Source organism: Idiomarina ramblicola, from assembly GCF_003987255.1.
In the GTDB taxonomy this organism is placed as follows: Bacteria; Pseudomonadota; Gammaproteobacteria; order Enterobacterales; family Alteromonadaceae; genus Idiomarina; species Idiomarina ramblicola.
Window position 1 is genome coordinate 379,491 of the sequence record NZ_PIQC01000003.1, and the last position, 16,558, is coordinate 396,048.

At 49.9% G+C, this 16,558-nt stretch carries 14 protein-coding genes; 1 reads left to right on the top strand and 13 read right to left on the bottom strand.

Annotated features, from left to right (window positions below; all coding sequences use genetic code 11):
- Window positions 1–2 precede the first annotated feature (2 nt).
- Genes CWI78_RS05075 through mraZ form a run of 13 tightly spaced genes read right to left on the bottom strand, consistent with a single transcriptional unit; the run spans window position 3 to window position 14,198 of the window.
- Window positions 3–752, bottom strand: a complete 750-nt coding sequence (locus tag CWI78_RS05075) for a cell division protein FtsQ/DivIB (RefSeq protein ID WP_244213077.1) — start codon at window positions 750–752, stop codon at window positions 3–5.
- Entirely contained in the window at window positions 752–1,681 is a 930-nt protein-coding gene (locus CWI78_RS05080) for a D-alanine--D-alanine ligase (RefSeq protein WP_126780874.1), read from the bottom strand. The genes CWI78_RS05075 and CWI78_RS05080 overlap by 1 nt, the downstream gene beginning before the upstream one ends.
- The gene (murC, locus tag CWI78_RS05085; RefSeq protein ID WP_126780876.1) at window positions 1,671–3,131 is read right to left on the bottom strand and encodes a UDP-N-acetylmuramate--L-alanine ligase; all 1,461 of its coding nucleotides are present in this window, start codon (window positions 3,129–3,131) and stop codon (window positions 1,671–1,673) included. The genes CWI78_RS05080 and murC overlap by 11 nt, the downstream gene beginning before the upstream one ends.
- Complete coding sequence (gene murG, locus CWI78_RS05090) at window positions 3,124–4,212, bottom strand: undecaprenyldiphospho-muramoylpentapeptide beta-N-acetylglucosaminyltransferase (protein ID WP_126780878.1); 1,089 nt, start codon at window positions 4,210–4,212, stop codon at window positions 3,124–3,126. The genes murC and murG overlap by 8 nt, the downstream gene beginning before the upstream one ends.
- Complete coding sequence (ftsW, locus tag CWI78_RS05095; protein ID WP_126780880.1) at window positions 4,209–5,438, bottom strand: putative lipid II flippase FtsW; 1,230 nt, start codon at window positions 5,436–5,438, stop codon at window positions 4,209–4,211. The genes murG and ftsW overlap by 4 nt, the downstream gene beginning before the upstream one ends.
- On the bottom strand, window positions 5,422–6,813 hold the full coding sequence (gene murD, locus CWI78_RS05100; protein ID WP_126780882.1) for a UDP-N-acetylmuramoyl-L-alanine--D-glutamate ligase: 1,392 nt from the start codon (window positions 6,811–6,813) through the stop codon (window positions 5,422–5,424). Before murD ends, ftsW begins: the two co-directional genes overlap by 17 nt.
- Window positions 6,814–6,819: 6 nt before the next feature.
- The gene (gene mraY / locus CWI78_RS05105; RefSeq protein ID WP_126780884.1) at window positions 6,820–7,902 is read right to left on the bottom strand and encodes a phospho-N-acetylmuramoyl-pentapeptide-transferase; all 1,083 of its coding nucleotides are present in this window, start codon (window positions 7,900–7,902) and stop codon (window positions 6,820–6,822) included.
- Complete coding sequence (locus CWI78_RS05110) at window positions 7,896–9,299, bottom strand: UDP-N-acetylmuramoyl-tripeptide--D-alanyl-D-alanine ligase (RefSeq protein WP_126780886.1); 1,404 nt, start codon at window positions 9,297–9,299, stop codon at window positions 7,896–7,898. Before CWI78_RS05110 ends, mraY begins: the two co-directional genes overlap by 7 nt.
- The gene (gene murE, locus CWI78_RS05115) at window positions 9,296–10,762 is read right to left on the bottom strand and encodes a UDP-N-acetylmuramoyl-L-alanyl-D-glutamate--2,6-diaminopimelate ligase (RefSeq protein WP_244213078.1); all 1,467 of its coding nucleotides are present in this window, start codon (window positions 10,760–10,762) and stop codon (window positions 9,296–9,298) included. Before murE ends, CWI78_RS05110 begins: the two co-directional genes overlap by 4 nt.
- On the bottom strand, window positions 10,759–12,492 hold the full coding sequence (locus CWI78_RS05120; RefSeq protein ID WP_126780887.1) for a peptidoglycan D,D-transpeptidase FtsI family protein: 1,734 nt from the start codon (window positions 12,490–12,492) through the stop codon (window positions 10,759–10,761). Before CWI78_RS05120 ends, murE begins: the two co-directional genes overlap by 4 nt.
- The gene (gene ftsL / locus CWI78_RS05125) at window positions 12,483–12,800 is read right to left on the bottom strand and encodes a cell division protein FtsL (RefSeq protein ID WP_126780889.1); all 318 of its coding nucleotides are present in this window, start codon (window positions 12,798–12,800) and stop codon (window positions 12,483–12,485) included. The genes CWI78_RS05120 and ftsL overlap by 10 nt, the downstream gene beginning before the upstream one ends.
- A complete protein-coding gene (gene rsmH / locus CWI78_RS05130; RefSeq protein ID WP_126780891.1) occupies window positions 12,793–13,740 on the bottom strand; it encodes a 16S rRNA (cytosine(1402)-N(4))-methyltransferase RsmH in 948 nt (315 codons plus the stop codon). The genes ftsL and rsmH overlap by 8 nt, the downstream gene beginning before the upstream one ends.
- Window positions 13,740–14,198: a division/cell wall cluster transcriptional repressor MraZ gene (mraZ, locus tag CWI78_RS05135; protein WP_126780893.1), complete on the bottom strand. Its 459-nt coding sequence runs from the start codon at window positions 14,196–14,198 to the stop codon at window positions 13,740–13,742. The genes rsmH and mraZ overlap by 1 nt, the downstream gene beginning before the upstream one ends.
- 222 nt (window positions 14,199–14,420) lie before the next feature.
- Here mraZ and CWI78_RS05140 point away from each other — a divergent pair, with 222 nt between their 5' ends.
- The gene (locus tag CWI78_RS05140; protein WP_126780895.1) at window positions 14,421–16,556 is read left to right on the top strand and encodes a putative bifunctional diguanylate cyclase/phosphodiesterase; all 2,136 of its coding nucleotides are present in this window, start codon (window positions 14,421–14,423) and stop codon (window positions 16,554–16,556) included.
- The last annotated feature ends 2 nt before the right edge of the window (window positions 16,557–16,558 follow it).

Sequence of the window (16,558 nt, forward strand, 5' to 3'; positions counted from 1 at the left end):
GTCTAACTCTCACTTTTAGCTTCACGCCAGGCCACTGCAGCCCCGGTGTCATATCGTAAATCCACAGTATCGATTTCGTTGTTTTTACTTTTTTCATGGTCAAGGATGCTGGGAAACACATCGATAAACCGTTTTATTCTTTCTAACGTGGCTTCACGCCCCAGCTTGACTTCAATTCCCTGAGCCAGAACGATGCTGACCGCAAAACGCTCGGTTAATCTCAACGCCCTTACCTGGAAACCATTAACCGCTAACATTTGCTGAACCCGATTAAATTCATTCCAGGTTTCATCAACTGCGTTTTCTGGTCCAAATAACTGCGGTAATCCCGCATCCACTTTTTCTATATCCGCCCGAAAAACCTCACTGTGCTGGTTTATCAGGCGGTCACCGTTCCACATCGCAACCGGTTGATGTTCTGTCACATAAACCGACAATTTATCCGGCCAAACTTTGCGAATGGATGCGCTTCGTACCCAGGGCAACTGCTCCACCCGACGCCTTAAGTCATTCACATCGGCCGTAAAAAAACTTCCCAGCGGTTCGGCTGTTAACGCCTGCCGAACTTCATCATTGGCGGTATACTGCAGCTCACCTTGTACATTTAACTCAGCTAACGGCACCTGTTGTTCGTCTGTCAGCACCTGGTTTAACTGGTAAATACCAACCAGCGCACCCGCTATAGTCAGGCATAATACCGTGACACCTGACCAAAAATTGACGGAACGCAGGCGCTGCTCAGCGGCCATCATCAGCGCTCCAGTGTTTGCGCTAAAATGCGCTCCACCAAATCGTTAAAACTTAATCCTGCTGCTTTTGCTGCCATAGGCACCAAACTTTTTTCTGTCATCCCGGGTACCGTATTGGCTTCGAGCAGAAACCAGTCACCCTCAGTGTTACGCATGACATCAATGCGTCCCCAACCATCAGCACCTATTGCTGCAAATGCGCGTTCAGCCAAACGCCGAAGCTTGGCTTCATCTTCATCACTTAGCCCCGCAGGACAGTGATATTGCGTATCGTTTGCCTGATACTTGGCTTCGAAGTCATAAAACTCATGCGGCGTCTGCAGCCGGATAACCGGTAAAGCATTGCCATCCAGCAAGCCGATGGTGTATTCAGGGCCTTCAATCCATTGCTCAACCAGAATGTCATCATCAAATTCGGCAGCGAACTTTAATGCTGCCTCTAGCCGCTGTGCGCTATCCGCGCTACTCATACCAATGGAAGAGCCCTCCCGTGCTGGTTTAACGATGACTCTACCGCCAAGCTCTAACAACAGAGCTTCGGCGTTCACTTGTTCTATTTCATTTTGCGTAATAACTCGCCAATTCGCTGTCGGCAACTCCAAAGAGTCCCAAATTTGCTTACAGCGCACTTTATCCATGCCCAGCGCACAGCCCAAAACACCACTGCCGGTATAAGGCATTTCCAGTATCTGCAACGCACCCTGCATGCTACCGTCTTCTCCGCCACGACCGTGCAGCGCGATAAACACACGATCAAAGCCATCATCGATAAGTTCCTGCAAGCTATGCGCGGCCGGATCAAATGCATGCGCATCGATACCTTTGGCGACCAGGCCTTTTAATACCGCCATTCCTGACTTCAGGGAAACGTCTCGCTCGGCGGAATTACCACCCAGCATGACGGCCACTTTGCCAAAGTCGTTAGCGCTCATTACTCAGCACCTCCGTTGCAATGGTTTTTGCCAGTGCGCCAATGTTTCCGGCCCCCTGAGTCAACAGTAAGTCACCTGCAGCCAGAACCGATTGCAGTACTTCCGGCATATCATCCACTGTGGCAACATAAATAGGATCTATCTGTCCGCGCTGCCGTATCGAACGGCACAGTGAGCGGCTGTCAGCTCCGCTAACCGGTGTCTCTCCTGCGCTATAGACTTCCAGCATCAGCAACACATCAACTTGCGAAAGCACGTTGACGAAATCCTCATATAAGTCACGCGTCCGTGAATATCGGTGCGGCTGAAATGCCATAACCAGGCGCCGTTCAGGCCAACCTTCACGTGCGGCCTGAATGGTTGCTGCAACCTCAGACGGATGATGACCGTAATCATCCACCAACATGACTTCGCCTGGCTCTTTATTAGGTAAAGGGAAGTTTCCATAGTGCTGAAAACGCCGTCCAATACCTTCAAATTTGTTTAACGCCGACTGGATCGCTTCGTCATGAATACCTTCATCTGTAGCAACAGCGACTGCAGCCAGGGCATTCAACACATTGTGCCTACCCGGCAGGTTAAGACAGACATCTAACGGCTGCAGGCCTTTCCTTAAAATCGTAAAACAACTTTCGCTGGCGGTTTGTTTATAGTTAATCGCCCGAATATCTGCCGCTTCACTAAAGCCATAAGTCATCGTCTGACGACCCAACCGTGGGATTAAATCAGCTACCACCGGGTCATCAACACACATAACCGCTAAGCCATAAAATGGCAGGTTATGCAGAAACTCGACGTAGGTGTCCAACAACTTATTGAAGTCACCTTCGTAGGTATCCATATGGTCTGCTTCGATATTCGTCACTATCGCAACCATCGGCTGTAAATGCAGAAACGATGCGTCGCTTTCATCCGCTTCAGCTATCAGGTACTTACTGTTCCCCAACCGGGCATTAGAACCCGCACTGTTCAGCAAGCCTCCAATGACGAAGGTTGGATCGCGATCGGCTTCAGCAAAAATACTCGCAACCAGCGACGTGGTTGTGGTTTTACCGTGCGTGCCGGCAACCGCAATACCGTGGCGGAAGCGCATAAGTTCAGCCAGCATTTCTGCTCGGCGTACAACCGGTACCCGCAACTGATGAGCCGCTACTAACTCCGCGTTATCCGCTTTAATTGCGCTGGATACGACCACCACACTGGCGCCTTCAATATTATTGGACATATGGCCTAGCACGACCGTAGCGCCGAGGCTGCGTAAACGTTCCGTATTCGCATTTTCGGCAATGTCTGAGCCCGATATCTGGTAGCCCTGATTCAACAGAACTTCTGCAATACCCGCCATACCGGCGCCACCGATACCCACGAAGTGTATTCGCTGTACCCGGCGCATTTCCGGTACGTTCACAATGGTAAATGGCTGTGCGTTGGTTGCGGTCATGCTAGTCATCGCTCTGTTTATATTCCATACATTCATTCGCCAGTCGTTGCGTTGCCTCCGGCATTGCACACTGACGAGCGAAACGCGCCATTGTCCACAGTTGTTGTCTGTCATGCAATAAACGTTTTAACTGTTGTTTCAATGCGCCTTTCGTTACTTCCGTTTGCGGTACTAAAATCGCTGCACCGCGGCTTTCTAAAACCTTCGCGTTAGCCGTCTGATGGTCATCTACCGCATGAGGCAAAGGCACTAATATGGAGGCCACACCCATGACAGCCAGCTCAGAAATGGTTAGAGCCCCTGCGCGGCATATCACCAAGTCGGCACGACTGAAGGCGTCCCCCATATCGTCAATAAATTCAGTTACGGTCAGCATTTTCAGTGCAGCGGCATTCTCATACGCCTGCTCAGTAACGGCTTCACGATCCACACCACATTGATGCACAACGTTAAGCTCGATACCCTCTAATGCTTTGACGGCTTCCGGTACCGCTTCGTTCAATACCTGAGCACCTAAACTGCCGCCCACCACCAGTAAATTTAATTCACCGGTCATTGCCGCGTTTTCTGCCTGTTCAGTTGCTTGTTTCAGTAGCCCGTTACGCAATGGATTGCCGACCACCGGGTACTGCTGCCACTGTGGCAGAGCGACCGGCAGACCCAGGAACACCTTATTGGCTCTGGAAGCTAACAGCCGGGTTGTCATACCCGGAATAGCGTTTTGCTCATGCACAACCAACGGGATGCCGCAAAGTTTTGCTGCCAGGCCCATGGGCGCGCAGACATAACCACCAAAGGTGGCAACCACTTGCGGTTGCAGTTTTTTCAATAAACGCCTGCACTGCAAAACCGCTTTTGCTAAGGTTAAAGGCATCAGTAACTTTCTTTTCAGCCCATGACCGCGAACGCCCGTCATGCGGATGCTGTGTAGCGGGAAACCCGCCACCGGAATCACTCGACTCTCCAGCCGTCCTTCCTGAGTGCCCAACCAGTCGACTTGCCAGCCACTATCGCGCAGTTGCTCAGCGACCGCCAATGCGGGAAAAATATGACCGCCGGTACCCGCGGCTGCTATTAACACACGATTCATTCAGCACCTCCGCGTGGCGCTACTTTTCGGCCACTCATCCGGCGCTCATGATCAATACGTAATAACAAACCAACAGACAAGGCTGAAACAATCAGACTATTCCCGCCATAACTGACCAGCGGTAAAGTTAACCCTTTGGTGGGAAGGGCCCCTGAGGCCACACCAATGTTCACAAACGCCTGAATACTGAACCAAATACCGATGCCATAAGCCAGGTAACCGCCGTAACGCTGCTCAAGCATCAGGCAGCGGCGACCAATAATCAACGCCCGCCAAACCAGCATTAATACGGTCGCAATAACGGCCAGTACACCAAGGAAACCCAATTCTTCTGCAACCACCGCCATAATAAAGTCGGTATGGGCTTCCGGCAGGTACTGCAATTTCTGAATGCTATTGCCCAGACCCGCACCGCTAAATTGCCCCTGTCCAAAAGCAATCAAAGACTGCATCAGTTGATAGCCGGCCCCAAAAGGATCCTTTTCCGGCTCTAAGAAGGTCAGCAACCGCTGCATCCGGTAAGGCTCGACAATGATCAACAAAATAAGCGCCAGCACGCAGGTGATAAAGACCGCGAAAAATTGCCATAACCGGGCACCGGCCAGAAACAGCATGGCGACCGTTGTTGCTGAAAGCACAACCACGGTACCGAAGTCCGGCTGCATCAGCAGAAGCACCGACGCGATAAACAACAGAACCAAAGGTTTTATAAAGCCTTTGGTTGCTTCACGCACTTCGTCCTCGCGCCGGGACAGATAACTGGCCATATAAATACAAAAGAATATCTTGGCCACTTCGGCCGCCTGGAAAGTAATGGGGCCGACTTTAATCCAACGTTGTGAACCGTTCACTTCGTGTCCAATCACCAGAACTAAGAGCAGCATCATCAAACCGATAAGCAATAGCTTACCGCTGTGCCGGTTCCAGGTATCGCTCGGAATACGCAAGGTTCCCAGCATGACCAAGACACTCACCACCAAATAGACACCATGACGAATGGCAAAATGAAATGGGTTTCCGGTCAGTCTTTCAGCAGTAGGTAACGACGCCGAAGTGACCATAATAAACCCGAATGCCAGTAACGACATCGCCAGCGTGAATAACACACGGTCGTATAACGGCTGGCTGGTTTGGGGGTGTAACCAATCCAGCAGTTGCTGCCAACGGCTGCGGTCATCAGCCGCTGGCATTTCCAGATTCAGTTGTTCTTCACGCACTGTCGACATAAAGCGCCTCCACTGCCTGACGGAAACTATCACCGCGATGCTCAAAGTTTTTAAACTGATCAAAGCTTGCACAGGCTGGCGATAACAACACCATGTCGCCCGCTTGTACTAACGATGATGCTAACTCCACAGCCTGCCGCAGGCTTTTCACCTGACGGGAGCCGTTAAATAGCTGGCCGATGCGGGGACCATCTTCACCAATGGTCAACAAAATATCCACCTTCTCCAAAGTGGACTGTAACTCCCGGAAGTCGGCACCTTTACCGTCCCCTCCGGCAATCAACAGAAGCCGTCCGCTGACCATAGGGCGCAAACCTTCAACCGCAGCCGCTGTCGCGCCAATGTTGGTGGCTTTTGAGTCGTTAACCCAAAGCACGCCGGCGTCATTGCTAAGCAATTCGCAACGGTGAGGTAACCCTTTAAAGTCCTTAACCGCTTGAATGGCCTGTTCTATATCAATATCAATTGCCTGGCACAGCGCCAGAGCCACTTGTACATTAACCAGATTATGAATGCCCTGCAGTTGTAACTGATCGGCCCTTAACACCACTTTGCCGCGGAAGGTCACAGCCACCGGCCCGCTAACACGGTCGACATTACCGGAAAGCAAACCAAAATGCTGCGGGTGCGAATCGTTACCAAAAGTCATTAATTTCCCGGTAACGGGGTGCGGCCAGGTGTCCTGCTGTTGCCGGTTCAGTACCCAGTTTTTTGCATTCGTAAAAATTCGTTGTTTCGCTTTGATGTACTCATCCACACTGCTGTAACGATCCATGTGATCAGCACTAATGTTCATTAACGCAGCGGCTTCCAGTTTTAAGCTAGTAATCGACTCTAACTGGAAACTGGAAAGTTCCAGCATCACCGCATCCGGCTGCTCTGTCTGCTGAAGCAGCTCCAGCACCGGTAGGCCAATATTGCCCGCCGCGACGACGTTTTTACCGCATTGTTCTGCAATAAATTCAACCATTCGAGTGACCGTAGACTTACCATTTGAGCCGGTTACAGCAATGATGGGAAGTTTTGTTTCTTGCGCGAACAGTTCGACGTCACCAACAACCGGAATATCAGCATCACGAGCTAACACTAACGGCTCTTCTCTTAAATCGATTCCCGGGCTGGCAATGACGATATCGGCAGCAAGCGTATCTTCTAATTCCCAGCGGCGATTCAGGAACTCAGCATCACCCAGTATTTGTTTAGCTTCATCCAGACCCGGAGGATTCTGGCGCGAATCAAACACCCGGATATGGACACCCTGCAGGTTCTTATCCTGTTGTTTTTTATTTTGTAAATAGCGCAGCACAGAAACCCCGGTCTTTCCAAGACCGAGAACAACGATGTGTTTCATGTTCTGCCAGGCTATCTTTTTCATTATTTTTTAACGCAACTTCAAGGTTGCGAGTCCTATCAGTACAAAAATTAACGACAATATCCAGAAACGCACAATGACTCGTGGCTCAGGCCATCCTTTTAATTCGTAGTGGTGGTGAATTGGCGCCATGCGGAAAACACGTTTGCCCCGCAGTTTGTAAGAGCCCACCTGCAGCATCACGGAAACCGTTTCCATGACAAAAACACCGCCCATAATAAACAGCACCAACTCCTGGCGGACCAATATCGCAATAATGCCAAGTGCAGCGCCTAAGGCCAGAGAGCCTACATCGCCCATAAATACCAGTGCCGGATAAGTGTTGAACCAGAGAAATCCCAGGCCAGCACCAACAATAGCGGTGCACACCACCAACAGTTCGGCGGTTAAGGGTAAATACGGAATTTGCAGATATTCGGCAAAGTTCACGTTGCCGGAAACATAAGCGAAAATACCCAACGCAGCGGCAACCATAATGGTTGGCATAATCGCCAGCCCGTCCAGCCCGTCGGTTAAATTAACCGCGTTACTGGTACCGACAATCACAAAGTACGCCATCAACAAATACAGCATGCCCAGTTGCGGCATAACGTCTTTAAAAAAGGGAACGATTAGTGCCGTCTCTGCGCCCTGAGTGCTACTCCAGTAAAGGTAGACCGCTGCGACACTGGCAATAACGGACTGCCAGAAGTATTTCCATTTGGCGATTAAGCCTTTCGGATCTTTGCGCACCACTTTGCGATAGTCATCAACAAAACCCACAATGCCAAAGCCAGTGATAACCAGTAACACTACCCAGACATAGCGGTTCTCCAAGTCGGCCCAGAGTAATGATGAGCCCAATACCGCCGCTAATATCAAGACACCGCCCATGGTCGGTGTACCACTTTTACTTAAGTGACTTTCGGGACCATCGTCCCGTACCGTTTGCCCTATCTGCAAACGTTGCAAACGGCGAATCAAAGTTGGTCCTAACCACAAAGACAAAACCAGAGCGGTTAATACGCTCAGTATTGCCCGTAAGGTCAAGTAAGAAAACACGTTAAACGCGCTTTCAAACTGGGTTAGGTACTCCGCCAACCAAACTAACATGCGTATTTTTCCTCTGCGCTATCACTAGCCGTGACAGCCTGCTGTATTGCTGCAACAACGCGCTCCATATGCGCGGAGCGTGAGCCTTTAACCAGCACTGTGACAGGTTGCTTACCGGTCTGTTCTGTAAGTCTTTGTAAAACAGACTCAACCAACGATTGTAAGCTGCCAAAGTGTTTACCACCGTGGCCATTAAAGACTTCACTGGCACTCTGACTGAGCACGCCCAAACTGTACAGATTGTCGATACCCGTACCTATGGCGTGTTCACCAATTTCTTCGTGATAAGCTCGCGCATCGGCGCCTAGTTCGCCCATATCTCCCAGCACGAAAACTCGATAACCTGGGTAACTTCCCAACAGATCCAGCGCCGCTTTGGTTGATGCAACACTGGCGTTGTAGGTGTCATCGATAATACGTAAGTGGTCACTTACTTTTATAGTAGTCAAACGCCCTTGAGCCGGCTGAACCTGTTGTAATCCACTAACGATGTCATCAACAGATATACCGAGTTCCTTAGCTGCTGCCGCTGCAGAAAGCGCATTGAGTACGTTATGTCGACCGCTTAATTTTAATTCTAATGTTCTGGTTTCACCGCCCAAATGCAGTGTAAAATAAGGGTGTCCTTCGCTATTGAGCTCAATATCCGTTGCGTACACATCGGCGTTCTCACTTAAACCGAAGGTTTTCCAGTTCATCTCTGTGCAAGCCCGTTGCCAGCACGGGTAGAAGTCTGAATCACGGGGGGTAACAGCCGTTCCCTGGCTCCCCACTCCACGGAAAATCTCAGTTTTAGCACGGGCGACTCCGTGTAAACTTCCGAACCCTTCGACATGCGCAGCACTGACATTATTCAATATAGCGACATCCGGCTTCACCAAATCGGTGGTGTAAGCTATTTCGCCCGGATGATTTGCGCCCAGTTCAACCACCGCGTATTTATGCTGCTCCTGCAGTCGCAGCAGCGTCAGCGGAACACCGATGTCGTTATTAAAGTTGCCCTGAGTTGCCAGAACCGGGTGGTGAATGGATAAAATAGCCGCCAGCATTTCTTTCACTGTGGTTTTTCCGTTACTGCCAGTGACAGCCACCGTTTTCGGTGCCACCTTCGCTTTAATAGCGGCACCTAAGCGGCCCAGCGCATGCCGGCTGTTGTCGACAATAATTTGTCGGCAGTCGATATTTTGCTGCTTTTCACAAATGACAGCAGCCGCGCCCTTGGCTATGGCTTGCTCAACGAAGTCGTGGGCATCAAAGTTTTTCCCTTTTAATGCAATAAACAAGGCGTCGTTTAAATCGGCCCGCGTATCCGTTGATACGTTGTCGATTGTGCAATCAGAGCCAATCAGGCGACCTTCCACCTGTTCCGCAATCCACTTCAGTGATACTGAGATCATGCGCAGTCTCCTTGCAGCCATTCGCTGACTACCGCTCGTTCGTTATAATCGACACGCTGAGTGCCGATAACCTGATAATCTTCATGTCCTTTGCCTGCCAACAGTACAACATCGTCCTGCTCAGCTTCCTGCATGGCGCGAATAACAGCCTCACGACGACCCGGCCAGACTTTAACCTGCTCCTTATCGGCAATGCCCGTGAGAATGTCTTCAATAATTTGTTCTGCAGGCTCTGTCCGCGGGTTATCATCAGTGACAACCACAACGTCGGCGTAGTCGGCAGCCACTTTTCCCATTTGCGGGCGCTTGCCCCGATCTCGGTCACCACCGCAGCCAAAAACGCACCACAGTCGCCCTTTACAATGCAGACGTAACGCACTCAGCACTTGATGCAGAGCATCCGGCGTGTGTGCGTAATCAACCACCACCAGCGGCGATTGATCATTGTGAAACGCTTCCATGCGCCCCGGCACTGGTTGCAAACTGCGGCAAGCTTCGCCAATTGCGGATAAAGGCTTATTTAGCTTCAGCAGCACCGCAACCGCACAAAGTAGGTTATAGACGTTAAAACGCCCCAACAAAGGGCTGTCAACGGTGTAGGATTCGCCCTGCCAATTTAACTGGAATACCGATCCTTGCTCACGGAACTGAAGCCCGGTTGCATGCAGGCAGGGTTCAAGTGAACTGTCATTCAGGCTGATCCACAAGTCGGCCAGGTTATCCTCTTCCCAACGACAAAGCGTGTCATCGTCAGCGTTAACTATGCGCTTCTGCACATCGAAGTCAGCGAATAAGCGCTGTTTCGCTGCGACATAGTTCTCCATCGTGCCGTGATAATCCAGGTGATCGCGACTCATGTTGGTAATGGCTGCGGCTGAAAAATGTAAAGCCTCCACGCGGCGCTGTATTAATGCGTGCGAAGACACTTCCATAGCGACCAGCTCCGCACCTTCAGCAAGCAGCGTCGCCAGGCGCTGTTGAACTGTAACGGCATCTGGTGTGGTGTGGCGCTCCGGCAATAACCGCCCGATAAGACCGCTTCCCGTGGTGCCAATGACTGCGGCCTCCATACCCAAAGCTTTGGCCAGTTGAGCCATAATGTGGGTCACAGACGTCTTGCCATTGGTTCCGGTCACACCCACCAACTGCATTTTTTCCGACGGATGACCAAAGAAGATACCGGCAATGTGCGATAAATGCTCACGAACACCAGTAAAACCTATCACTATCGCTCCGCGGCGATGTTCTACAGCAAGTCCAGGGGCTTCTGCGATAATGGCGACGGCTCCGGCATCAATCGCAGCGTCGATATAAGCACGCCCATCGGTTTCATAACCAGGAATCGCGATAAACACATCACCATTAGCAACTTGCCTGCTATCAAGCTTTATCCCGCTGACAGTAACGTCCGGAATGGAAAATGATGTGGGTAACATGGTTAAGAGCTCAGCCAGTTTCATCATTCATCACCCCCAAAACCCGCCGCACGAACCTGGGTATCTTCCACGTTGTCTGGTGGTACATTCAGTAAGCGCATAGTTTGCGAGACAATTTTTGAAAATACCGGCGCGGCCGCGGTACCACCATAATAATCATCGGTGCCTGGCTCGTTTATGGTCACAACCACCACCACTTTCGGGTCACTCACCGGAGCAATTCCGGCAAATAACGCCACGTATTCGTCTCCGTAGCCACCTGTTGCTTTGGTTTTGCGCGTGGTTCCAGTTTTACCTGCAATACGGTAGCCCGGAACCTGAGCGGCTTTAGCGGTACCGTCACGCACGACCTCTTCCATCATGTGCATAACCGCACGAGTATTATCCGGATTGAAAACCTGCTCTGCAGGAAGTGGCGACTCTTGCCGGAAAATTGTCAGTGGTCGTTTGAGGCCGCCATTAGCAATAATGTTATAAGCGTTAGCCAACTGCAGGGTGGTTGCTGACAAGCCATACCCGTAGGAAAGCGTCGCAGTTTCAAATTCGGACCAGCGCCGGCGGTCGCCTAAAATGCCAATGCTTTCACCCAGTAAGGCAATACCAGTATCATTACCAAAACCAGCGTCTGCGTATGTTTGTAGTAATGAATCAATGCCCAAATCCAGCGCAATCTTGGTCACACCCACGTTGGAAGAGTGCTTCAACACTTCGGTCAGTGACAGCTCACCATAGTTACGAGGGTCACTTACGCGGCGTCCGCCGATTCTTAACCAGCCCGGACTGGTATCAATGCTATCGCCCGCTTTGTGCCGACCGTTTTCAAGCGCACTGAGAATGACCAGAGGCTTCATCGTTGAACCGGGTTCGTAGCTGTCGGTCACCGCCCGGTTACGCATTCTGAAAGACTGCAATTCGGCTCGGTTATTAGGGTTGAAGGACGGGCTATTGACCATGGCCAGCACTTCACCGGTTTCGACATTCAAGACGACCGCCGAGCCTGAAGTTGCCTGATTGTAGCGCACGGCTTTTTTCAGTTCGGTATATGCAGTTGCCTGAACACGTTGGTCGATACTCAGTGTCAGCTGTTTTGGTTGTTGTGCATCGGTCTGGCTTATTTCTTCAACAACCCGTCCTTCCGCGTCCTTGCGATAAACTCGCTTACCGGGTGTGCCGGTTAAATGTTCGTCATATAAAAGCTCCAGACCTTCTTGTCCGGCGCCGTCAATATCGGTTAAACCAATCAGATGAGCGCTGATTTCTCCCGTCGGATAATAACGACGAGATTCGGTTTTCAGGTAAACGCCCGGAATATTTAGCTGCTTGACGTAGTCGGCTTCTGACGGCGTGACCTTGCGCTGCAAATACACAAAGCGTTTTGATGGGTCGTCGACCTTGCTGACCAACTCTTTACGATTCATTCGAAAGGTTTCAGCCAACGCTTGCCAACGCCGTTCATCTGCCAAAGCTTCTCTCTCTGCAATGCGTTTCGGGTCGGCCCATACGGTTTCTACCGGAACACTAACCGCCAACTCTCTTCCGTTACGGTCAACAATTGTGCCGCGCTGAACCGCCACACTGGATGATCGTAGACTGCGCATATCACCTTGCAGCGAAAAGGCATCGGGACTAATAACCTGGATATAAGCAGCACGCGCAATTAACACCGAAAAAACACCGAACAGCAAAAATACTGCGGTATAAAAGCGCCAGCGAGTGCCGGCTGGCTCTGTGCGTTTTTTGCGACGAATCACTGCCATGAGACTAGCACCTCCTGCGCTGGTTCAACGTCGCGCATACCCAATTGCTCCTGAGCGATACGTTCCACCCGGCTGTGTTCAGTCAGTGCATTCTGCTCAACCACAAGATGTCGCCATTCTCTGTCCAGAGTATCGCGATACGAGAGTAAGTCATCTCGCTCGGCGGTTAATTTTCGGTTTAAATGCGCGGTATACACAATACTCAGTGCATTAACGATAACCACCACGCTCAATAACAGTATCCATTTGTGCTGCAGTAGATCTTGCAGCAACATTTTGGTCAGGTTGGGATAACGCTGTTTAGTCATTGCGAACCCTCCTGGCAATGCGCAACACAGAGCTACGCGAACGAGGGTTTTCCTGCACTTCCGTTTTGCCCGGCTTAATAGCCTTACCGACCTTTTCCAGCGCCTTATCTTTATTTCGCTCGGCCTCCGTCACCGGCAGACCCGGCGGCAGTTGCTTGCCTTCACTGTGTTTGCGGATAAAGCGTTTCACTAAGCGATCTTCCAGACTATGGAAACTAATAACCACTAGCCGCCCCTCTTCTTTCAAACCTGAAAGTGACGCTTCGAGCGCTTGTTCTATTTGTTCTAACTCGCGGTTAATATGAATCCGAATAGCCTGAAATGTGCGCGTTGCAGGGTGTTTATGCTTTTCTTTTACCGGACTGACACGGGCAATCATTTCCGCCAGTTGCTTGGTGCGGGTAAAGGGTTTTTTCTCACGATCCATGACGATAGCGCTGGCAATACGGCGGGCAAAACGCTCCTCGCCATATTCTTTCAGCACCCAGCTAATATCGTCTTTTTCTGCACGATTAAGCCATTCAGCTGCAGTTTCACCATCGCTGGTATTCATTCGCATATCCAAAGGACCGTCGCGCATGAAACTGAAGCCACGCTCAGCATCGTCCAATTGTGGGGAGGACACGCCAAGGTCAAATAAAATACCCGTCACTTGCTGATTAAGCTGCAGCTCGTCGAGCACCTGTTGCAGGTTCGAGAAAGGGGTGTGGATAATCTGAAAACGGGGGTCGTCTTCAAAAGACTTAGCAGCAGCAATAGCTTCAGGATCTTGATCCAGTGCGATAACCCGGGCGTTGTCACCCAGCTTACTCAACAGCGCACGTGTATGTCCACCACGACCAAACGTGGCGTCAATATACGTGCCTTGAGGATCAGTCGCTAAAGCTTCTATCGACTCTTCCAGTAGCACCGAAACGTGTTGCGGTGACGTTGTTATCATTATAGTGAAAAGTCTTCTAATCGTTCGTTGAGTGTAAAGTCACCTTCGCGTTCAACATCCATATCTTGCGCCACTTGTTCATGCCAGGCGTCTTCATCCCAAACTTCAAATTTATTCAGCTGCCCGACAAGCATCAGTTTTTTTTCTAAACCGGCGTGTTGTCTCAATGGCGCTGACAGTAACAGACGACCGTTCTTATCCATTTCACAGTCGTCGGCATGGCCTAGCAGAAGCCGCTGTAAGCGACGTTCTGCGGGATTCATACTGGATAATCGAGTGAGCTTTTGTTCTATGATTTGCCACTCGGGAAGCGGGTACAGCAACAGGCACGGTTGCTTAATATCAATCGTGCAGACCATTTTGCCTTCACAGTCTAAGGACAACGCGTGACGATGTTTGGCCGGTATGGCCAAACGCCCTTTGCTATCCAGACTTAATGTTGTTGCACCTCGGAACATGATCCCACCTGATCATTGCGATCCACTATTATCCACAAATCCCCACAATGTTACAGTCTAGGTGTCACTCTTTCCCACTGTCAAGAAAAAACCTCTTTATTTGTCAGGCCTTCACAGAAATTTACATTAAGCAGTTGATGCTACGTGCAAAATAGTTTTCTACTAGGGGCTGTATTATTTTTATGCGATACTCATTTCAGTTCAGGCAGGCAGCGATACTCAATGAAACGCTACTTATTTGTTATTTTTTTAAGCTTTTGCATTCTGGTGACTGGCGTTTTTTGGTTTGCGGAGAATCAGCACGCCCAGGTTGTGGAATCACGTAAGCGGGTAGCTACGGAGCGCCTAGGCAAGCTTCGGGCCGCTTTGGAAGGGCAGATCAATTCGTCATTAGCCACAGCCCGTGCGCTACAGGCGGAAGTGAAAATTTCTCCGGATATTTCAGCCGAGCGTTATCAACTCCTTATGCAAGAGCTTATTTCCGACGATCTTCCTGTACGCCATGTCGCATTGGCCCCCAATCTGATCATTAAATTTGTGTACCCGTTAGCACCGAACCAGAAGGCTTTAGGTTTTGATTACCGTACCTCTCCAGAACAGTTCAAGGCGGTACAGGAAGCCATTCAACGAAAACGCATTTTTATTGACGGTCCGGTTAATCTTATACAAGGGGGGTGGGCCCTAATTGCACGCGCTCCCGTCTTTATTGAGAGCAAATTGTGGGGCGTTATTGCGGTCGTCATTGATATCGAAAAGCTGCTGATTAGTAGCGGTCTGGATTCTGTAGATGACTACCTTTTCGCATTAAAAAAACAAAACGGCAACGGTTCTGCCTTATTCGATTTTGGTGACGCATCACTCTGGAGTCAAGATTACGTTGCTATTGAAATAGACGTATCCACCGGTAAATGGGTGCTGGCTCTTGCACCAAAAAATCATGTTTGGGCCGAGCGAAACAACATTTATTGGATCATCGTTATTGCTGGTTTATCCCTCTCTTTTTTGATGATTGCCTTCATGTATAACTTAGTAACGGCACAAAGTCGTTTACGATCGGCATTGACAACAATTGACCATCAAGCGCATTTTGACCCAATTACCGATTTACCCAACCGCCGTGCCTTTGTCGACTATCTTAATCAGTTAACCCAAAAAGGTCGGGAGCAGCACTTCGCGATTTTGTTTATCGACCTTGATCATTTTAAAGAGGTCAACGATAGCCTCGGTCATGATGCCGGTGATGATTTATTAGTTTCTGTTGCTGAGCGTTTAAGAAGCCAGTTGCGTGGTACTGACTTCATTGCGCGAATTGGTGGTGATGAATTTGTCGTGGTGATAAACCGATTTACTTCACACCAGGTGATCAATGATTTAGCCACTCAAATTAACCACCACTTGAGTGACCCCTTCAGCTTACGTCAGAACCAAATACAAACAACCTGCAGCATTGGTATTGCGCTTTATCCAGACGATGGCTTACAAGCAGCCGAGCTATTAAAAAATGCCGACCTTGCCATGTACGCAGCTAAAACAGCCGGTCGACGCACACATTATTTCTTTAACGACGAACTACGAGAGCAAACCGAGCGCCAAAACGCTATTCACAACCGAATGCGTAATGGTCTCAAACAACACGAGTTCTATCTGGTGTATCAACCGATAGTCGATTTCAGCACCGGCAAAATCAGTAAGTGCGAAGCGTTATTACGCTGGCAAGATGAAAACGGCAACCACATTTCGCCCGCAGAGTTTATCCCTGTTGCCGAACGCACCGGGCTTATCCACGAATTGGGCCAGTTTGTTTTGGAGCAAGCCTGTATCGACTGGACCCTGGTGCATAAGTCAGGGTACCCAATTGAAGTGTCGATTAACCGTTCAGAACGCGAACTGAACGATATGGAAGCGGCTAAACAATGGTTGTCCTGTATTAAACAGCACAACATTCCCAGCTCGAGTATCACTTTTGAAATTACCGAGTCGTTATTGATGAGTAATAAGCAGCGCCAGTTACAGATTTTGCACTATCTACGTTCGCAAGGTGTGCAATTGGCTATCGATGACTTTGGTACGGGTTATTCCAGTATGAATTATTTACAACGCTACCCGGTAGATTATTTAAAAATTGACCGCAGTTTTTTAAATCACGCGCCCGATGACCGGATACAGGTAGCCTTGCTGGATGCATTATTGCGAGTTGCCAGGGCACTCGATATTGATGTTATTGCCGAGGGTGTAGAAACCAAACAGCAATGGGAGCTGTTGCAGCAACAGCAATGCGACTTCGCGCAAGGGTATTTTATTAGTGAGCCACTGCCACTGAAGGAATTACTCGAGTTTTTACGTCGATGGCAATTCTAACG